The following is a 17,850-nucleotide window of genomic DNA, read 5'->3' as shown; positions in this document are numbered from 1 at the left end:
CGCCGGGTCACGCGCCGCCGCTCAGGTCAGCGGGGAGCTCCTTGACCCGGCGGAGGTTGGGCATCGCGAGCTTGCTGCGCAGGTAAGCGTCTTCGGTCGGCGTGCCCCACCGACCGACGACGGCGAGCCGCTCCCACTCGGCCACCTGGGCGACCCGGGTCTGCGACTCGTAGTGGAACAGCTCGCTGTTGGCGATGAAGAGGGTGCGTAGGCCGGTCGCGGCGACCTTGTAGCAGAGGTCGACGTCGTTGAAGTTGCCCGGCAGCGTCTCGGTGAACCCGCCGACGGCGAAGAAGACCTCGCGCCGCATCGCCGCGCACGCCGCGGTCACCCCCGTGACCTCGCGATTGATCACCAGCTCTCCGAACGGCCCGACCTCGTCGCGCGTCCAGAACTTGAAGGGGTGGTGGTAGCCCCCGTTGTAGTAGGCGTGCCCAGCGTGCTGCACGGTCTGGTCGCTGAAGTAGAGCTTGGCCCCGGTGAGGCCCACGTCGTCCTCGTCCAGCGGAGCGACCAGCTGCTCGAGCCAGCCGTCGGAGATCGCCTCGACGTCGTCGTTGAGGAAGACGACCCGGTCACCGGAGGCGTGGCTGACGCCGAGGTTCATCTTGGTGCTGAAGTTGAATGGGGCGTCGAACGGCACGAGAACGAGCCGGTCCCCGGCCACCTCGCGCAACTGGTCGAGGACGTACGCCGGGGTGGGGGCGTCGTGCACGACCACGACCTCGACGTCGTCGTGGTCCGTGCGCGCCAGCGCGGACCGCACCGCCTCGACGACCAGCACGCGGGACTCGCCGTGGACCACGGCGGACTGGCCCATCGTGGGGATGACCAAGGAGACCGAGCGGGCGGGAGGGAGCCGCCGCTCGACCGTGTAGCGGCCCGGCTCGGCACCGGCGACGGCGCGCGCGTCGATCCCGACGCGGTCCAAGTGCTCCTGGACGGCCCTGCGGCCGGCGTCGTCGGCGTAGGGCTTGGCCTCGATGTCCACGGCCGTCGACCCCTCCACGGCCCGCCAGTGGTACAGCACCTCCGAGACGTGCACGACGCGTCGTGCCCGCTCGGTCACGCGCAGAACGAGGTCGTGGTCCTGCGAACCGTCGAAACCCTCGCGGAAACCGCCTACCTCGCGGACCACGCTCGCGCGAAGCACTGAGAGGTGAGAGGTGTACATCTGGCCACGCAGGCGTTCGGGCGACCAGTCCGGCTTGTGGAAGGCACCGTAGAACGTGCCGTCGTCGCCCACCTTGTCCTCGTCGGTGTAGAGGTAGTCGACATCATCGTGGCGGTCGACGGCGTTGATGACCTGCGTCAAGGCGCCGGGCACGAGCAGGTCGTCGTGGTCGAGCAGGACGATGAATTCCCCGGCGGCCACGGCCAACCCATCGTTGGAGGCGGCGACGATGTGACCGTTGACGTCGCGCTCGATCAGCGTGATGCGGGGGTCCTGCTGTGCGTACTGACCGATGATCATCGGTACGGCGGCGGTCGGCGAGAAGTCGTCGACCATGATGAGCTCCCAGTCGTGGAAGTCCTGGGCGATCACCGACTCGATGCACTCCTTGAGCACGTCGACGGGCGGGTCGTACACCGGCGTGACAATCGAGAAGCGCGGGTTCGCGCTGCGGCGGCGGCTCACCTCAGGGCGCTCCGCACCCGGCGCGCCGCGCGCCGCGCAATCGACGGACGGCCGGTGCCGGTGGACTCCAGCTCAGCGACCCTTGCCCGGTTGCGGTCGAGCCTGGTGCGCAGGTCCTGCACGCGCTGGCGCAGCTCGTCGCGCTGTTGGGCCAGGCTCTTGGTGCGCCGCCGCAACTGGCGCAGCTCCATAGTGACGCGGGTGAGGTCGCGGTTGAGGCGACCGTTCTCCGCCTCGAGCCCGATGACGTGGTCACGATTGACGAGGACGGCGTGACGGGCCTGGGCGACGTCCGCCGTGAGCCGGTCCACCTCCTCGGTGTCCACCGGACGCTCGTCGAGCTGCTCGTGGAGCTCCTGGATGCGCCTGTGGGCGTCGAGCAGGGCTGCCCGCTTGTCGGTCAGCTCGGTCCGCTCGCGCGCGTACTGCTGCTCGTAGCGCTGGGTGAGCTCATGGATCGTCGGCTCGCCGCGCTCGAGCAGGACCGACCAGGGCGCGATCATGCCCATGTCGAGGTCGGTACGTCGGAAGAAGCCGCGCTCCGAAAACCACGCCACCCACTGCTCGGTCGGGCGCGTGTTGATGTGGGTCGGCTCGTCATGGTCGCCAGGGCTCGAGGAGAACAGGATGCGGTCGGTCACGGCGGTCATGTGGTCGATCGCGAGCTGGGCCTCCTGAGGCGACATGTGCTCGAGCACCTCGACGCAGGTCACCAGGTCGTAGCGGCCCTTGATCGGCTCCGTGGCGGAGGCGACGGACAGACGGTCACGGACGTCAGGGTGGGCGCTCTCGATGGCGTGTGCGGAGATGTCCACGCCGCGCGAGTCGATGCCCTGCACCGCGAACGCCTGCACCAGGAGGCCACGGGCGCAGCCGACGTCGAGCACGGTCCTGGGGTTCAGCGCGCCGACGAGTCGGTCGGCCACCGACATGAAGAACGAACGCCACTTCTCGTTGTCCCACGTGTAGTCGTCGTAGCCACCGAGGTGCGCCTCGTTGTAGTAGCAGCGACCGTAGTCCTCCGACGTCGTTCCGTCCTGACTCACCCTGCGACCTCTCCCGCTGCGTCCGTGTGCGCGCGTCAGGCTATCCCACGGCCGCCCGCGTGCCGGTCCCACCGCACCGAGCACCCGACGCGTCCACAGGTAGAGTGCCGCGCGCCGGGGTCCGAGGGCCCCGCCCCGTCCGGGTCCACGCCCCGCCGAACTCCAGGAGAAGCGACCAGTGACACAGTCGAACGAGTGGGACGACTACGCCGAGCTCTATCCGCAGATCGACAACGAGGTCACGCTCCCGGTCCTGCTGCGTACCGCGCTGTCCCTCGTCGAGGGCAGGCGTTTTCTTGACGTCGGCTGCGGCGAGGGGACCCTCCTCGACGTCGTCCGCGCAGAGACGGGCGGCTCGTGGGACATCACCGGATTCGAGATCTCGGCCGCGCGCGCCGAGCGCGCCAAGGAGCGCGGTCACCACGTCCTTGTCTCGGAGGACGGAAAGGTCCCCCTGCCCGGCGGCTCCGCCGACATCGTCGCATCCACGCACGTCGTGGAGCACGTCCCGGACGACGCCGCGTACGTGCGTGAGATGGCGCGACTGGCCCGCCCGGGGGGCGTCGTGTACATCGAGACGCCGCTCAAGCTGTCGGGCGCCTGGTACTTCCGGCGCAACCCGGAGGCTGGGTGGGTGCTCGATCCCACGCACCTGCGCGAGTACCGCACGGCGGGCGAGGTCCACGCGCTGCTGCAGCAGGCCGGCCTGGAGCTGCTGTCCGAGGACGTCACGCCCATCTCCTACCCCCTCGTCGCGGCCGAGGGCGTCCTGCGGCGGGTGCTGAAGCGTCCGCAGCGCACCGGGCGGCCGCAGGGCCTGCGTGCCGCGCGCATCAACATCCCGCGCTACCGCGCGCTGGGTGTGCTGGCGCAGAAGCCCGCCTGACGGCTCTGGAGGTCATCGCGCCGCCGACGGAACGATGCCGCTCCGGCCCTGCCACGCGCCGTGCTCGGAGACCGGCCGGAACCGGAACGTCGCGAACTCGTGGTGGAAGTCGCGCCGGTCGCGCTCGGCCATCGCGTTGGCGTGCCGAGCCGGGTCCGTCACAGGGGAGCGCCCGTGGACCATGTCCTCCATCTCCTGCACCGTGCGCCAGACCGAGAAGGTGGAGATGGTGTGCGGCGGGCGCAGCGCAGCGGCGGCGAGGGTGACGCCCGGGTGGTCGCGCACGAGCCGCTCGACGGGCTTGCCGCTCCGCAGGAAGCGCGGCACCTCCCCCAGCCGCATCCGCGCCAGCGTCACCGCCACGACGGGCTCGTCCTGCCGCCACGTGCCGGCACGGACGGGCAGCCCCGGGAGGGCGGCGATGGTCGACCACCGGCGCAGGAACTCGAGCCGCACGTGCCAGCCTCCGGCCAGCTCACGTCCGAGGGGGTCGCGGGCCAGGAAGCGCTCGAGCGCCGCCTCGTCGCGCCACTGCGCGAAGACCGCGAGCCGCCCGACCTGCAGCCGGTCCGGAGACACCGTGGGTGCACCGAGCCGCATCAGGGACAGGCACTCGGCGTGGTCGAGCCCGGGCGTCGCGGTGGCGAGCGGGCGGACGAGCGCCCGCACGCCCACCCGGCGGGGCACCTCGGCGAGGTGGAAGGAGTGGAGGGTCACGCGACCCGCTCGAGCTTGTAGTGCAGGCGGACCGCCGACGCCGCCCAGAGCCGCAGCTCGTGGTCGGTCCGCAGCACCCCGTCCGCATCGACGTACAGGTGGAAGGTCTCGTGCAGCGGGACGCGCGCGGCGTGGGCGCGACGGTCGCGGACGACGACGTACGCCCCGTCCTGGCCGAACCGGCCGCTCGGGGACTCCAGGAGGAGCCCGCCGTCGTCGGTCACCGTGGGACGGAGGAACACCTGGACGTTGCCCGACTCGAGCGGGAACGCGACGTGCACGCTCGGCCGGTCGGCGCCGGGCAGCGTGCGGGCCGAGTAGGCGCCGCTGAACACGGGCCTGCCGCTGCCGCGCAGGGTGCGGTTCCACGCGGCGGCGACCTGGTCGCCGTGCCGGTTGCGGATCGGGGTGACGCGGCTGTCCATGCCGCGGGCGACCTCGAGGGGGCGCATCGGCAGGGCGAGCTGTTCCACGCGTCGCCCCCAGAGCCGGGACACCAGCTCCCCCGCCGGCCAGAAGACGGGCGACCAGCCCGACCACACCTCCATCTGCCACGCCGCGGTGCGCTCGTAGAAGTCGCGGACCTCCGGGCGCAGCCGCCCGGAGTCGAAGCCCGGGCCGTCGAGGACCGCCATCGACGGCAGCAGCCCGGCGTCCGGCTCGTCACCGCCGAGCACGCCTCCGTGGCGGGCGGCCTCGGCGGCGAGCCACTCCTCGCTCACGCGGGGCGACCGGCTGACGGGTGCGTCCAGCCATCGCTCGCGACCTTCGAGGTCGACCTGACGACCCGTGAGCTGCCAGAACTTCCGGGAACCTAGGTCCAGCACGTGGGGCACGAGCCGGATCATGCCAGTGTCAGACGACGCTGAGCGGCAACAGCTTCTGGCCAGTCGGGCCGACCTGGATCTCGGTGCCCATCTCGGGGCAGACGCCGCAGTCGTAGCACGGCGTCCAGCGGCAGTCCTCGATCTCGATGTCGGCGCCGTCGGCGGTCGCCAGGGCGTCCTCCCAGTCGCCCCAGAGCCAGTCCTTGTCGAGGCCGGAGTCGAGGTGCTCCCAGGGCAGCACCTCGTCGTAGTCGCGCTCGCGGGTGGTGTACCAGTCCACGTCGACGCCGGTGCCGGCGAGCGCCTTCTCCGCCGAGGACATCCAGCGGTCGTAGGAGAAGTGCTCGCTCCAGCCGTCGAAGCGGCCGCCGTCGCGCCAGACCTCCTCGATGACCCGACCGACGCGTCGGTCGCCGCGGGACAGCAGTCCCTCGACGATGCCGGGCTTGCCGTCGTGGTAGCGGAAGCCGATCGCGCGGGCGTACTTCTTGTCGTCGCGCACGACGTCGCGCAGCTTCTTCAGCCGGTCGTCGGTGGTCTCGTGGTCGAGCTGCGCGGCCCACTGGAACGGCGTGTGCGGCTTGGGGACGAACCCGCCGATCGACACCGTGCAGCGGATGTCGTTGCGGCCGGTGACCTCGCGCCCCTTGGCGATCACGCGCCTGGCGAGGTCGGCGACCTGCAGCACGTCCTCGTCGGTCTCGGTGGGCAGGCCGACCATGAAGTAGAGCTTCACCTGGCGCCAGCCGTGGGAGTACGCCGCCGCGACGGTGCGGATCAGGTCGTCCTCGCTGACCATCTTGTTGATGACCTTGCGCATCCGCTCGGAGCCGCCCTCGGGCGCGAAGGTCAGGCCCGAGCGGCGGCCGTTGCGGGAGAACTCGTTGGCGAGGGTGATGTTGAAGGCGTCGACGCGCGTGCTGGGCAGCGACAGCGAGACGTTGGAGCCCTCGTAGCGGTCGGCCAGGCCCTTGGCGACCTCGCCGATCTCGGTGTGGTCGGCGCTGGAGAGGGACAGCAGGCCGACTTCCTCGAAGCCGGACTTGCGGATGCCGTTCTCGACCATGTCGCCGATGGTCTTGATGGACCGCTCGCGCACCGGGCGGGTGATCATGCCGGCCTGGCAGAACCGGCAGCCGCGCGTGCAGCCGCGGAAGATCTCGACGGAGAAACGCTCGTGCACGGTCTCGGCGAGCGGGACCAGCGGGTTCGCCGGGTAGGGCCACTGGTCGAGGTCCATCAGCGTGTGCTTGCGCACCCGGAACGGGATGCCCGGCCGGTTGGGCACGACGGCCTCGATGGAGCCGTCGGCGGCGTAGGCGACGTCGTAGAACCGCGGGACGTAGATGTTGCCGGTGACCGCGAGCCGGCGCAGCAGCTCGTCGCGGCCGCCCGGCCGTCCCTCGGTCTTCCACTCGCGCACGACCTCGGAGATCGCGAGCACGACCTCCTCGCCGTCACCGAGGACGGCGGCGTCGACGAAGTCGGAGATGGGCTCGGGGTTGAACGCGGCGTGGCCGCCGGCGATCACGACGGGGTCGTCCTCGCCGCGGTCGACCGCGTGGAGCGGGATCCCGGCCAGGTCGAGGGCGTTGAGCATGTTGGTGTAGCCGAGCTCGGTGGAGAAGCTGAGGCCGAAGAGGTCGAAGGCACCGACGGGGCGGTGGCTGTCGACGGTGAACTGCGGGATCGGGCCCTGCTCGTCACCCTCGCGCATCACCCGCTCCATGTCGGGCCACACCGAGTAGGTGCGCTCGGCGATGATCCAGTCGCGCTCGTTGAGCACCTCGTAGAGGATCTGGACGCCCTGGTTGGGCAGGCCCACCTCGTAGGCGTCGGGGTACATCAGCGCCCACCGGACCGTCGGCCCGCCGGACTCGGACGACGCGGCGCAGTCCCAGTCCTTGACGACCGAGTTGAGCTCGCCGCCGACGTACTGGATGGGCTTCTGCACCGAGGGAAGCCTCGCCTCCAGGCGCGGGAAGACCGACGCGACGGACATGACAGCAACACCTCGAACGGGGATCGGGATCAGGGAAGGACGGGCGCAGCGGACGCGCCGACCCTCAAGGTTACGTCCCGGCAGGTGGTGCGGCCTACTCAGCGCCGGACCGGACCGGCCGACCTGAGGTGGATGTTCTGGAGCAGGCCGAGCGCCAGCATCCCGGCGAACAGCGAGCTGCCGCCGTAGGACACGAACGGCAGTGGCACCCCAGTGACGGGCATGATGCCGAGGCACATGCCGATGTTCTGGAAGGCCTGGAAGCCCCACCAGCAGGCGATGCCGGCGGCCGCGACACGACCGAACAGGTCGCCGGCCTGGGCGGAGATGGCCAGCGCGCGCCAGATCAGCACGGTCACGAGGAGGATCAGCACGCCCGCCCCCACGAGGCCGAGCTCCTCGCCGGCGACGGTGAAGATGAAGTCGGTGTGCTGCTCGGGCACGAAGCCCGAGCGGGTCTGCGAGCCGTCGAAGAGGCCCTGGCCGAAGAGCCCGCCGTTGCCGACGGCGATGCGCGCCTGCTCGGTGTTGTAGCCGGCGCCTCGTGGGTCGAGCCCGGGGTTGGTGAAGGCGAGGAAGCGGTCGACCTGGTAGGGCTTGAGGACCCCCATCGACACCGCGGCGACGGCGCCGCCGACCGCTCCGAACGTCAGGCCCGCCAGCCACAGCCGGCCGGCGCCGGCCACCGCGAGCACGCCGAAGACCGTCGCGGAGAGCACGAGCATCGTGCCGAGGTCGGGCTGCAGCAGGATGAGCGCGGCGGGCACCCCGGCGATCGCGAGCATGGCGACCACCTCGACGCTGCGGACCCCGCGGCCCCACCGCCGTTCGGTGCGCTCGGCCACCACGAGCGCCATGCCGATGACCACGGCCAGCTTCGCGAACTCCGCGGGCTGGATGGACATGCCGCCGAGCTGGATCCACGAGCGGGACCCGTTGATCGTGCTGCCGGCCACGAGGACCATGACGAGCCCGCCGACGCTGGCGAGGTAGGCCAGCGGCGCGAGGATGCGTACCCACCGGTGGTCGGTGGCGAGGACGGCGACCATCAGCACCAGACCGATGGCGACGTTGACGAGCTGCTTGCGCAGGTAGGCGTTCGGGTCGCCGCCGGTGAGGTCGGCGCGGGTCGAGGTGGCCGACCAGACGAGCAGGGTGCCGAGCGTGACGAGCGCGAGGGCGGCCAGCATCAGCAGCCAGTCGAGGCCCGGGGCGCGCAGGCTCGACGCCGTGCGCAGCGGCCGGGAGGACGGTCGGGTGGTGGGTCGGGCGGTGGGCCGGTTGGACAGGACGGTCATCGCACTCACTCCCCTGCCTTGTCGGGGACGGGCGGCATGATCGACCCGTCCTCGAGGAACTGCGGCAGCTTCGCGGGCGGCACGGTGCCGGGGATGGCCGCGCGCGCCGGGCGCACGGTCTCGCCCTCGATGCCGTACAGCGCCTCCCAGATCGCGCGGATCCCCTCACCGGTCGATCCCGAGCCGGTGCCGCCCTGGCTGATCATCATCACCACGACGTAGTCCTTCGAGTAGGACGCGACCCACCCGGTCGACTGCTTGCCGTAGACCTCGGCGGAGCCGGTCTTGGCGCGGATCGTGACGTCGTCGATCGGGAACCCGACGAGCTTCCAGGCCATCGTGCCGACCCGGGAGACGTTCTCGAGGGCACCGTCGATGTAGTCGAGGTACTTCTTCGGCACGTCGACCTTGCCGACCTTGCGCGGCGCCATGCGGCGCAGCACCTTGCCCTCGGGGCTGACGATCGCCTTGGCGACGGTCGGCGCCCAGAGGGTGCCGCCGTTGCTCAGCGCGGCATAGCCCCGGGCGAGCTGGAGCGGCGTGACGATCGTGTCGCCCTGGCCGATCGAGAAGTTCACGGCGTCGCCGGCGCGGTAGAGGTTGCCCTCGAGGCAGAACTCGTAGGCGAACTTGTAGACGAAGTCGCTGGTGTCCTGGGTCTGCGGCTTGCCGCTGAGGTCGCAGTAGTAGTCCTTCTGCGACTCGTAGTAGGCCTGCTTCCAGTGCCGGTCGGCGATCCGGCCGGGCGCCTCACCGGGCAGGTCGATGCCGGTGCGGGAGCCGAAGCCGAACTCCTTGGCCTCCTCGACCAGCGGGTCCTTGGCGTCGATGTCGGCGGGGTCGCTGCCGAAGCGCTGCCAGAAGTTGTAGCCGACGCGGTAGAAGAACGTGTTGCACGAGACCTCGAGCGCCTTGGCGAAGCCGATGTTGCCGTAGGCGCCGGACTCGTAGTTCTTGAAGACGCGGTTGCCGACCTGGAAGCCCGAGGAGCAGGGCAGCGTGGTGTCCATCGAGTAGCCGTTGGTGAGGGCTCCGGCGGTCATGAACGGCTTCCACGTCGACCCCGGGGCGAACTGGCCCTGGGTGGCCCGCGAGAGCAGCGGCGTGCCGGCCTTCTCCGAGTAGAGCCGGGTCAGCTGCTGCTCGCTGATGCCGCCGGTCCACACGTCGGGGTCGTACGTCGGCTGGCTGGCCATCGCGATCACCCGACCGGTCTTCGCGTCGAGGACGACGGCGGCGCCGGAGTCGGCGGCGTACTTCCGGCCGGTCACAGTGTCGAGCTGGGTGCGCTGGAAGGCGATCCGCTCGGCGAGCTGGCGCTCGACCACCGACTGCACCTTTGCGTCGATCGAGGTGACGAGGGTGTCACCGGGGGTGCTCTCGACGAGCGAGTCGTCGCCCAGCACCCGGCCCATCGAGTCCACCGCCACCCGCCGGTAGCCGGGCAGGCCGCGCAACCACTCGTCGTACTGCTTCTCCACGCCGGCCCGGCCGACGACCGAGGCACCGTTGAGGGAGCGGTCGTCGCGCTCGGCGGCGAGGTCGTACTCATCCTCGGTGACCGGGCTGAGGTAGCCCAGCACGTGGGCGAGGTTGATGCCGAAGGGCCGCGGGTAGGAGCGGACGTTCTGCTGCTCGGCGAGCACGCCGGGGTAGTCCTCGGGCTGCTCGAGCACCTGCAGGGCGACGCTCTTGGGCACGTCGGTGGCGACCGGCACGGGCTGGTAGGGCGAGCCGTTCCAGCAGACGTCGCGGACGCTGCCGGGGTCGCCACAGGTCACGAGGCGGGCCTCGACGTCCGCCGGCTTCGCGTCGACGACGACGGCCACGCGTCGGACCAGCTCGGTGCGCTGACCCTCCTCCAGCTTGCCGAGGAGCGTGCGGTCCATCGAGATGACCCACGACGTGCGGTTGGCCACGAGCGGGCGGCCCTGGCTGTCCACGATCAGGCCGCGCTGGGGCTGGACGACGATGTCGCGCACCGACTGGTCGGCGGCCTGCGCCTGGTAGGACTCCCCGCCGATGACCTGGAGGTAGTAGAGCCGGACGAACAGGGTCGCGAACAGCGAGAAGACCAGGGCCTGCACGACCACCAAACGCAGACGGCTCTTGTCGCTCCTGGCGGTGGTCCGTCCCCTCACGACGCGGCCCACTGCGGGCTGAACCGTGCGAAGAGCTTCATCAGCGGCGGGAGCACGAAGGGGGTCAGCAGCACGTCCCACACGACGGCGACCAGGACGACCTCGAGGAGGCCGGCGACCGACATGTCGGGGTCCTGGAGCAGCACGCCGGAGAGCGCGAAGAGCGACGTGGCCACGAACGACGCGGCCGCGACGGTCCCGACGACGGCCAGGGCGGTGGGCTTCTGGTCCTGGCGCACGCGGGCCGCGAGGAACGCCGCGATCGTCAGGGCGAGCGCCCAGCGACCGGCGACGTGGTCGGCCGGAGGTGCGAGGTCGAGGGTGAGGCCGGCGGCGAAGCCCAGCACGAGCGCGAACGGCGCCTCGACGGTCAGCGCGGCCGCGACCACGACCAGCAGGCAGAGGTTGGGCACGATTCCGTGCCAGGCGACGTGCGGGAAGAGCGTGACCTGCACGACGAGCGCGACGACGACCGCGGTGAGGGCCATCAGCAGCCTCAGCCCCTTCATCGGGGTCCCCGCGGAAGCGCGAGCGCAGCGAGCGGTTTTGTGGGGTGAGTCATCGCAGGGTCCCGTCGGCCTCGATCACGGCGCGATCGCTGCGGGAGCCGCTCGGGACCATCACGCCGACGACGTCGAGGGCGGAGAAGTCCACGAAGGGCTTGACGACCGCGCGCTGGGAGGCCTCGCGCAGCGAGCTGTAGACCTCGGTGATGGTGCCGATCGGGACGCCCGGAGCGTAGGGCCCGGTCGTGCTGCCCCACGTCACGACGGTGTCGTCGCGGGCCGGCACGGACGCGTCGTCGACGAGGCGGAGGTCGAGCCCCGACTTCTGGTCGAGCGACCCGCTGCCGGTGACGAACCCGATCTCCATGCTCGACCCGACCCGGCCGCCCACCGTCGAGTCGGGGTCGATGACGAGCAGCACGGTGGCCGTGCTGCGGGTGACCCGGAGGATCCGGCCGACGAGGCCGTCGTTGTTGACCACCGTCATGTCCGGGCCGACCCCGGCCTCGGAGCCGGCGTCGATGGTGACGGTGAAGCTCTGCGACTGGCGCGAGCCCAGCGCGACCACGCGGGCCGGGACGAGGGCCGATCCCAGGTCCTCCGCGGCCGTGGTGAGTCCGTCGTACTGCTCGAGGCGGTTGCGGTCGAAGCTGGCGAGCTCCACCTTGCCCTTGAGCTCGGCGTTGCTGGCCTCGAGGTCGCGGACCTGGTCGGCGAGGTCGCCCTTGCTGCGGAACCACGTGGGCACGGCGGTGAAGGGGCGCACGGCCGCGGCGACGCCGGCCTCGGCCGGCCCGAAGGCCTCGCCGACCGCGCGCCGCGCCGGCTCGAGCGGCGAGCTGCCGCCACCGGACACGTCCAGCGTGATCAGCGTGACGCTCGCCAGGACCAGTGCCACGAGCAACGAGCGCGGCGGACGGTTGCGCGACTCGAGCTTGTCGAGCCCGGTCCAGCGCCGCTCCCGGCCCTCGTGCCCCCCGAAGGCCCCCATCAGAAGCGCCTCGGATCGGAGACGAGGACCTGCTGGAGCGCCTCGAACTCCTCCACGCACTTGCCGGCGCCGTAGGCCACCGACGACAGCGGGTCCTCTGCGAGGTGGACGGGCATGCCGGTCTCGTGCCGCAGCCGCTCGTCGAGGCCGCGCAGCATCGCGCCGCCGCCGGTGAGGACGATGCCGCGGTCCATGATGTCGCCGGCCAGCTCGGGCGGCGTCTGGTCGAGGGTGCTGCGGACGGCGTCGATGATGTTGTGCAGCGGCTCCTCGAGCGCCTGGCGCAGCTCGGAGCTGGAGACGACGACGGTGCGGGGCAGGCCGGAGACCATGTCGCGGCCGCGGATCTCGGCGTCGGGCTCGCTGGGCAGCGGGAAGGCCGAGCCGAGGGTCATCTTCATCTCCTCGGCGGTGCGCTCCCCCAGCATCAGGGAGTACTCCTTCTTCATCCACGCGATGATCGCCTGGTCGAGGTCGTCGCCCGCGGTGCGCACCGACAGGCTGGTGACGATGCCGCCGAGGCTGATGACGGCGACCTCGGTGGTGCCGCCGCCGACGTCGACGATCATGTTGCCGGTGGCCTCGTGGACCGGCAGCCCGGCGCCGATCGCGGCCGCCATCGGCTCCTCGACGATGTAGACCCGGCGGGCACCGGCCTGGTAGCCGGCCTCCTTGACCGCGCGCTGCTCGACCGCGGTGATGCCGCTCGGGACACAGATGACCATGCGGGGCTTGGCGAAGTAGCGCCGGCGGTGCACCTGGTGGATGAAGTAGCGCAGCATCTGCTCGGTCGCCTCGAAGTCGGCGATCACGCCGTCCTTGAGCGGCCGGATGGCGGCGATGTTGTCGGGGGTGCGGCCGATCATCCGCTTGGCCTCGTGGCCGACCGCGAGCACCTCACCGGTGGTGGTGTTCATCGCGACCACCGACGGCTCGTCGAGCACCACGCCCTTGCCGCGGACATAGACCAGCGTGTTGGCGGTGCCGAGGTCTACGGCCATGTCTCGGCCGATGAAGCTGTTTGCCATGCCGCTGCTGCCCTCGCAGATCGGGTCGTACCGGGAAGTGGAGTCGACGAGGCTGCCGACCCACGCTCAGGTTAAGGAGCGGACTTGCCTGTTCCCGGCAGGACACGCGCGAGGCGTGTGGCCCGTGTGGCTGGCGGTGCGACGTACGCCATGGGTGGCGGCACATCGCACGCCGAGGACCTGCGCAGGCGCAATCCGCCGCCACTCGCCGCCGGCACGGCTGCGGGGTTGACGTCAATCGCAGCCTGGGACGGCGTGTCGGACGACCACAAGTCGTCCCGAGCCGGAGCAGGCCCGTGTGAGGACCACCGCAACGGGAGGTTCTGGTCGTCCGACACGCCGGGGCCGGGCGTGGTGCGAGCCTCAGAGCTCGGTGAACCAGATGCCGATCTCGCGGGCGGCCGACTCCTCGGAGTCCGAGCCGTGGACGAGGTTCTGCTGGACGGCGAGGCCCCAGTCGCGGCCGAGGTCGCCGCGGATGGTGCCCGGGGCGGCGGCGGTCGGGTCGGTGGCGCCGGCGAGGGAGCGGAAGCCCTCGATGCAACGCTGGCCCTCGATCACGACGGCGAGCACGGGGCCCGACAGCATGAACTCCACGAGCGGGCCGTAGAACGGCTTGCCCTCGTGCTCGGCGTAGTGCTCGGCGAGGATCTCGGGGGTCGCGGTGCGCAGCTCGACGGCCGCGAGCGTGTAGCCCTTGGCCTCGATCCGGCGCAGGACCTCGCCCGAGAGGCCGCGGCGCACGCCGTCGGGCTTGACGAGGACGAGGGAACGCTGGACGTCGGTCATGCGGGGCAGCCTAGCGAGGAGGGGCCCGGATCCATCGGTCGACGCCGTCGCGAGCGTCGCCAGGCGGGTGCAATGGCGAGGCGGAGGGCCGAAGGCGGGCCGCTAGGCCCGTCGAGTGCGCGACAACGCGGCCAGTGCGCCCGGATGGCGACGCGCAGCAGGCGAGAGGCCGTGGATCCGGGTCAGCCCTGCTCCGCGCGGTACGCCGCCCACGCGGCGGCACGCTCGCGCTCGATCTTGCGACCGAGCTGGTCCGCCCCCGTCCAGAGCGCGGCGAAGACGAGGCCGAGGCCGAACATCACGGGGACGACGAAGCCCAGACCGATGGCGGCGACCTGCACGAGGTAGCCCGCGACGTAGGCCCACTCGGCCCGCAGCATGCCGGCCAGCAGGAGGCACACGACCGCGAGCCCGAGGCCGACGGCCACCGCGGTGCCGGCCGGGACGTCGGCGATGGTGATCATCACCGGCGTGGTCAGGCCGAGGGTGATCGCCTCGAGGCTCAGCACGGCGGCCGCCATGCCGCGCCGCGGCGAGCGCTCGGTGTTGGTGGGCACCTGGCCGTCGGCGGGGCTCGGGGCCTGGTCGCTCATCGGCGTCCCTTCAGCAGGGAGCGGGCCTCGCCCACGGTGACGACCGAGCCGGTGACGAGCACCGCACCGGCGCCGATCGAGACGGTGATGGCCTCCCCCGCCTCGGCCAGCGTCGCGGCCCGGTCGATCGCGTCGGCCAGGTCGGGCACGACGCTGACGCGGTCCTCACCGAAGACCTCTGCCGCGGCGCGGCCGAGCGCGGCGGCCGACAGGGAGCGCGGGGTGGAGTTCTGGGTGCACACGACGTGCTCGAGGTACGGCTCGAAGGCGGCGAGCAGGCCCTCGTGGTCCTTGTCCTCCATCACGCCCATCACCCCGACCAGCGGGCTGAACGAGAAGGAGTCCTCGAGCGCCGCCGCCGCGGCCTCGGCCCCGTGCGGGTTGTGCGCGGCGTCGAGCAGGATCGTCGGGCTGCGCCGGATGATCTCCAGCCGACCGGGCGAGGTCACCTCCGCGAACGCCGCGCGCACCAGCTCGTCGTCGAGCTCACCGCTGCCGAACGCCTCGACCGCGGCCAGCGCCACGGCGGCGTTCTGCGCCTGGTGGGCGCCATAGAGCGGCAGGAACACGTCGTCGTAGTGCCCGCGAAGGCCCTGGAGCGAGATCACCTGGCCGCCGACGGCCGGCGTGCGGGACACGACGCCGAACTCCATGCCCTCACGGGCGATGGTGGCGCCGACCTCGGTCGCCTTCGCCAGCAGGACCGCGGCGACCTCGGGCGTCTGCTCGGCCAGCACGACGAAGGAGCCGGGCTTGATGATCCCGGCCTTCTCGGCCGCGATGGTCACGGCGTCGTCGCCGAGGTACTTGGCGTGGTCGACGGCGATCGGCAGCACCACGGCGACGTCGGCGTCGATGACGTTGGTGGCGTCCCAGCTGCCGCCCATCCCGACCTCGACCACGGCGACGTCGACCGGCGCGTCGGCGAAGGCGGCGTAGGCCATCCCGACGATCGTCTCGAAGAAGCTGAGCGGGTGGTCCTGCTCGGCGTCGACGAGGTGGGTGTAGGGGGCGACGTCGTTGAAGGCGCGGACGAACGCCTTGTCGTCCAGCGGCTCGCCGTCGATGCTGATCCGCTCGCTCATCCGCTCGAGGTGCGGGGAGGTGAAGCGCCCGGTGCGCAGGTCGAGCGCGCGCAGCAGCGTCTCGATCATCCGGCTGGTGCTGGTCTTGCCGTTGGTGCCGGTGAGGTGGATCGAGCGGAAGGAGTGCTGGGGCTCGCCGAGCAGCTCGGTGAACGCCTGGATCCGGTCGAGGCTGGGCTCGAGCTTGGTCTCGGGCCAGCGGGACAGCAGGGCGTCCTCGACCTCGTCGAAGGTCTCGGCCAGGCGGGGGGCATCAGGGGCATCAGTCATGGCGCCCCGAGTCTATTGACCGGGTCAGCAGGTGACGACCCGCCGCCACGGCTTCACGACCTCGAGCGACTTCCCGTCGACCGGTCGCTCGCGGAACTGGTCGAGCGCGTCGGCCCAGCGCGGGTCGGACGTCCCGGTGACGAACATCGACGAGCCCTGGTCGGCGTAGACGAGGCCGTACCTCTTCATCGCCACCACGATCGTGCGGGCGACGCCGGTGTAGCGCGTGGCCGGGAAGGACCTCGCGAGCCGGAAGCGGAGGCCGTACGCCGGCAGGTCGCGCGTCGTGTTGCCGCTCGGACCGCAGTGGCGGGCCGGCCACGTGTACGCGGAGCGCGCGGACGGGAGCGTGAAGCGCAGGGCGTGGGTGATCCGCCCGGACGCCGCCTCCTCGTAGGACAGCAGCCCGGGGAGGATCGGCAGGCCGGCGGCGTCGGCCGAGGTCCAGCCGGCCGGGCGCAGCCGGTTGGACGACAGGTCCCAGCGGGCGGCCGACGCGGCCCGCCAGGCGACGACCGCGCCCGAGGCGTCGCGCACCCGCTCGGCGGCGTACAGCTCGACGAGGTCACACGTGTCGCGGCGGACCGTGATCACGTGCCGGTCACCCTCGTCCGGGTCGGGGTCGCCGGCGCTGCCGCCCTCGATCGCCGCGTCGGCCGGCACGAAGACCGGACCGCGGTCGCTCTCGTCGCGGTAGTCCTCACCGTCGGTGCCGAACTGCAGCGGCAGCAGGGGCTGGTCCTCGTCGACGACGGTGACCGGGATGCCGTAGTGGTCCTCGGTGGTGCCGAGGTCGAGGTGGAGGTCGTGCCCGGCCGCCTGCTTGCGGACGATCGCCGACGACCACCGCCACACCGGCCGCCGGTCGATGCGCCTGTTCCACGGGTTGTCGGCGGGGAAGAGCTCGCAGCCGCCGACGGCGTGGACGCGTGCGGAGCGATCCGGCGCCTGGGCCGCGGGCGCCGATCCCGCCAGCACCGACGAGGAGGCGGTGGCGACGACGACCAGGGAGAGGGTGAGGGCCGGGCCGTGAGCCAGGATGCGCCGCATCCGCCGAGACTAGGGCGTCCCCGGGACGGTGACGAGGTGCTCGGCCATGTCGACCGTCGGCTCGTAGCCCAGCCCCGCGTAGATCTTGTTGGAGGTGGGGTTCGCGCGGTCGGTGAACAGGCACATCCGGTGGCCCGCCTCCAGTCCGCGACGCGTGAGCTCCCCGACGACGTACGACGCGATGCCGCGGCCGCGGAACTCCTTGGGCGTGTAGACCGGGCCGATCCGGCCGACGCCGTAGGCCGGCAGCCCGGAGCCGGTCAGGTGGGCGACCGTGCCGTCGGGGAGCTCCCACAGCCACTCGACGCCCTCGCGGATGCGCACCAGCACGCTGTCGAGCGTGTTGTGCTCGCCGGCAGTCGGGTCCGGCTCGCGGCCGGCCTGCTCGTCGGCCTCGGCGTGGAACGCCTCGAACCACGCGAGCACGAGCGCGGCGTCGTCCTCGCTCGCCTGCCGCAGCCGGCCCTCGGGCGCGGGCGGCACCTCGACGGACGTGGCCTCCCACAGGCGGGTCGCCTTGTCGGTGACGACCTCTCCCCCGACCAGCTCGGCCGTCGACCGGGCCAGGACGGCCGCGCCCGGGAGGGCACCGTTGGCCCCGCCCAGGACCTCCCCGCGCTCGTGGAGGGCGGCGGCGAGCGCACGTGCGGCGGGGTCGGGCAGCGGCATCGAGAAGGACGGGTGGGGCTTGAACGGAGCGGTCCTCATCACCGCACTCACGACCTCGCCCGATCCGTCGCGGACCACGACCCACCACCGCTCGAAGGGCGCGTGGGCCTCGGCCCACGAGTCCCGGCCGTCCGCGAGCTCACGGGCGGTCCGCTGGCTCACGCTCGCGATGACGCTGCCCAGCACGGGGTTGGCCGCCAGCAGCTCGCCGGCCGCGTCGAGGAAGGGCTGCGGGGTGTCGAAGAACTCCAGCGTGAGGTCAGCGTCCATGGCCGCACGCTAGGTCCACCGCACGCTGTGTCGATACTCGTTT

Annotated in this window: 16 protein-coding genes; 1 reads left to right on the top strand and 15 read right to left on the bottom strand. The window is 71.8% G+C overall.

Features of this window, described 5'->3' with window-relative positions; translation table 11 throughout:
* Window positions 1–7 precede the first annotated feature (7 nt).
* Window positions 8–1,639, bottom strand: coding sequence for a glycosyltransferase (locus tag JOD65_RS23975; RefSeq protein WP_307821055.1), 1,632 nt, complete (start codon window positions 1,637–1,639; stop codon window positions 8–10).
* The gene (locus JOD65_RS09560) at window positions 1,636–2,685 is read right to left on the bottom strand and encodes a class I SAM-dependent methyltransferase (protein WP_191196500.1); all 1,050 of its coding nucleotides are present in this window, start codon (window positions 2,683–2,685) and stop codon (window positions 1,636–1,638) included. The genes JOD65_RS23975 and JOD65_RS09560 overlap by 4 nt, the downstream gene beginning before the upstream one ends.
* A gap of 178 nt (window positions 2,686–2,863) precedes the next feature.
* Here JOD65_RS09560 and JOD65_RS09555 point away from each other — a divergent pair, with 178 nt between their 5' ends.
* Window positions 2,864–3,571, top strand: a complete 708-nt coding sequence (locus JOD65_RS09555) for a class I SAM-dependent methyltransferase (RefSeq protein ID WP_191196499.1) — start codon at window positions 2,864–2,866, stop codon at window positions 3,569–3,571.
* A gap of 12 nt (window positions 3,572–3,583) precedes the next feature.
* Here the strand turns inward: JOD65_RS09555 and JOD65_RS09550 are convergent, their stop codons facing one another.
* From JOD65_RS09550 to JOD65_RS09490, 13 genes are all read right to left on the bottom strand, one after another.
* The gene (locus JOD65_RS09550; protein WP_191196498.1) at window positions 3,584–4,288 is read right to left on the bottom strand and encodes a hypothetical protein; all 705 of its coding nucleotides are present in this window, start codon (window positions 4,286–4,288) and stop codon (window positions 3,584–3,586) included.
* Window positions 4,285–5,124, bottom strand: coding sequence for a hypothetical protein (locus tag JOD65_RS09545; protein ID WP_204811061.1), 840 nt, complete (start codon window positions 5,122–5,124; stop codon window positions 4,285–4,287). The genes JOD65_RS09550 and JOD65_RS09545 overlap by 4 nt, the downstream gene beginning before the upstream one ends.
* Window positions 5,125–5,143: 19 nt before the next feature.
* Entirely contained in the window at window positions 5,144–7,117 is a 1,974-nt protein-coding gene (locus JOD65_RS09540; RefSeq protein ID WP_191196496.1) for a TIGR03960 family B12-binding radical SAM protein, read from the bottom strand.
* A 98-nt stretch (window positions 7,118–7,215) separates the two neighbouring features.
* On the bottom strand, window positions 7,216–8,415 hold the full coding sequence (gene rodA, locus JOD65_RS09535) for a rod shape-determining protein RodA (RefSeq protein ID WP_191196495.1): 1,200 nt from the start codon (window positions 8,413–8,415) through the stop codon (window positions 7,216–7,218).
* Between the two features lie 5 nt (window positions 8,416–8,420).
* On the bottom strand, window positions 8,421–10,508 hold the full coding sequence (mrdA, locus tag JOD65_RS09530; protein WP_307821052.1) for a penicillin-binding protein 2: 2,088 nt from the start codon (window positions 10,506–10,508) through the stop codon (window positions 8,421–8,423).
* A 44-nt stretch (window positions 10,509–10,552) separates the two neighbouring features.
* Complete coding sequence (gene mreD / locus JOD65_RS09525) at window positions 10,553–11,065, bottom strand: rod shape-determining protein MreD (RefSeq protein WP_191196493.1); 513 nt, start codon at window positions 11,063–11,065, stop codon at window positions 10,553–10,555.
* 49 nt (window positions 11,066–11,114) lie between these two features.
* The gene (mreC, locus tag JOD65_RS09520; RefSeq protein WP_191196492.1) at window positions 11,115–12,053 is read right to left on the bottom strand and encodes a rod shape-determining protein MreC; all 939 of its coding nucleotides are present in this window, start codon (window positions 12,051–12,053) and stop codon (window positions 11,115–11,117) included.
* The gene (locus tag JOD65_RS09515; RefSeq protein WP_191196491.1) at window positions 12,053–13,081 is read right to left on the bottom strand and encodes a rod shape-determining protein; all 1,029 of its coding nucleotides are present in this window, start codon (window positions 13,079–13,081) and stop codon (window positions 12,053–12,055) included. Before JOD65_RS09515 ends, mreC begins: the two co-directional genes overlap by 1 nt.
* 363 nt (window positions 13,082–13,444) lie before the next feature.
* On the bottom strand, window positions 13,445–13,870 hold the full coding sequence (gene ndk / locus JOD65_RS09510) for a nucleoside-diphosphate kinase (RefSeq protein WP_191196490.1): 426 nt from the start codon (window positions 13,868–13,870) through the stop codon (window positions 13,445–13,447).
* 182 nt (window positions 13,871–14,052) lie between these two features.
* On the bottom strand, window positions 14,053–14,463 hold the full coding sequence (locus JOD65_RS09505; RefSeq protein WP_224747952.1) for a DUF4233 domain-containing protein: 411 nt from the start codon (window positions 14,461–14,463) through the stop codon (window positions 14,053–14,055).
* Window positions 14,460–15,818: a bifunctional tetrahydrofolate synthase/dihydrofolate synthase gene (folC, locus tag JOD65_RS09500; protein ID WP_191196489.1), complete on the bottom strand. Its 1,359-nt coding sequence runs from the start codon at window positions 15,816–15,818 to the stop codon at window positions 14,460–14,462. Before folC ends, JOD65_RS09505 begins: the two co-directional genes overlap by 4 nt.
* A gap of 24 nt (window positions 15,819–15,842) precedes the next feature.
* Window positions 15,843–16,868, bottom strand: coding sequence for a hypothetical protein (locus tag JOD65_RS09495; protein ID WP_191196488.1), 1,026 nt, complete (start codon window positions 16,866–16,868; stop codon window positions 15,843–15,845).
* Window positions 16,869–16,877: 9 nt separating this feature from the next.
* Window positions 16,878–17,807 (bottom strand): GNAT family N-acetyltransferase, encoded by a 930-nt coding sequence (locus JOD65_RS09490; protein WP_191196487.1) that lies wholly within the window; start codon window positions 17,805–17,807, stop codon window positions 16,878–16,880.
* Between the last annotated feature and the right edge of the window lie 43 nt (window positions 17,808–17,850).

Origin of the sequence: Nocardioides cavernae (assembly GCF_016907475.1) — a bacterium.
Lineage (GTDB): Bacteria > Actinomycetota > Actinomycetes > Propionibacteriales > Nocardioidaceae > Nocardioides > Nocardioides cavernae.
The sequence above is the reverse complement of the archived record's forward strand: the minus strand, read 5'-3'. Positions and strand labels throughout refer to the sequence as shown.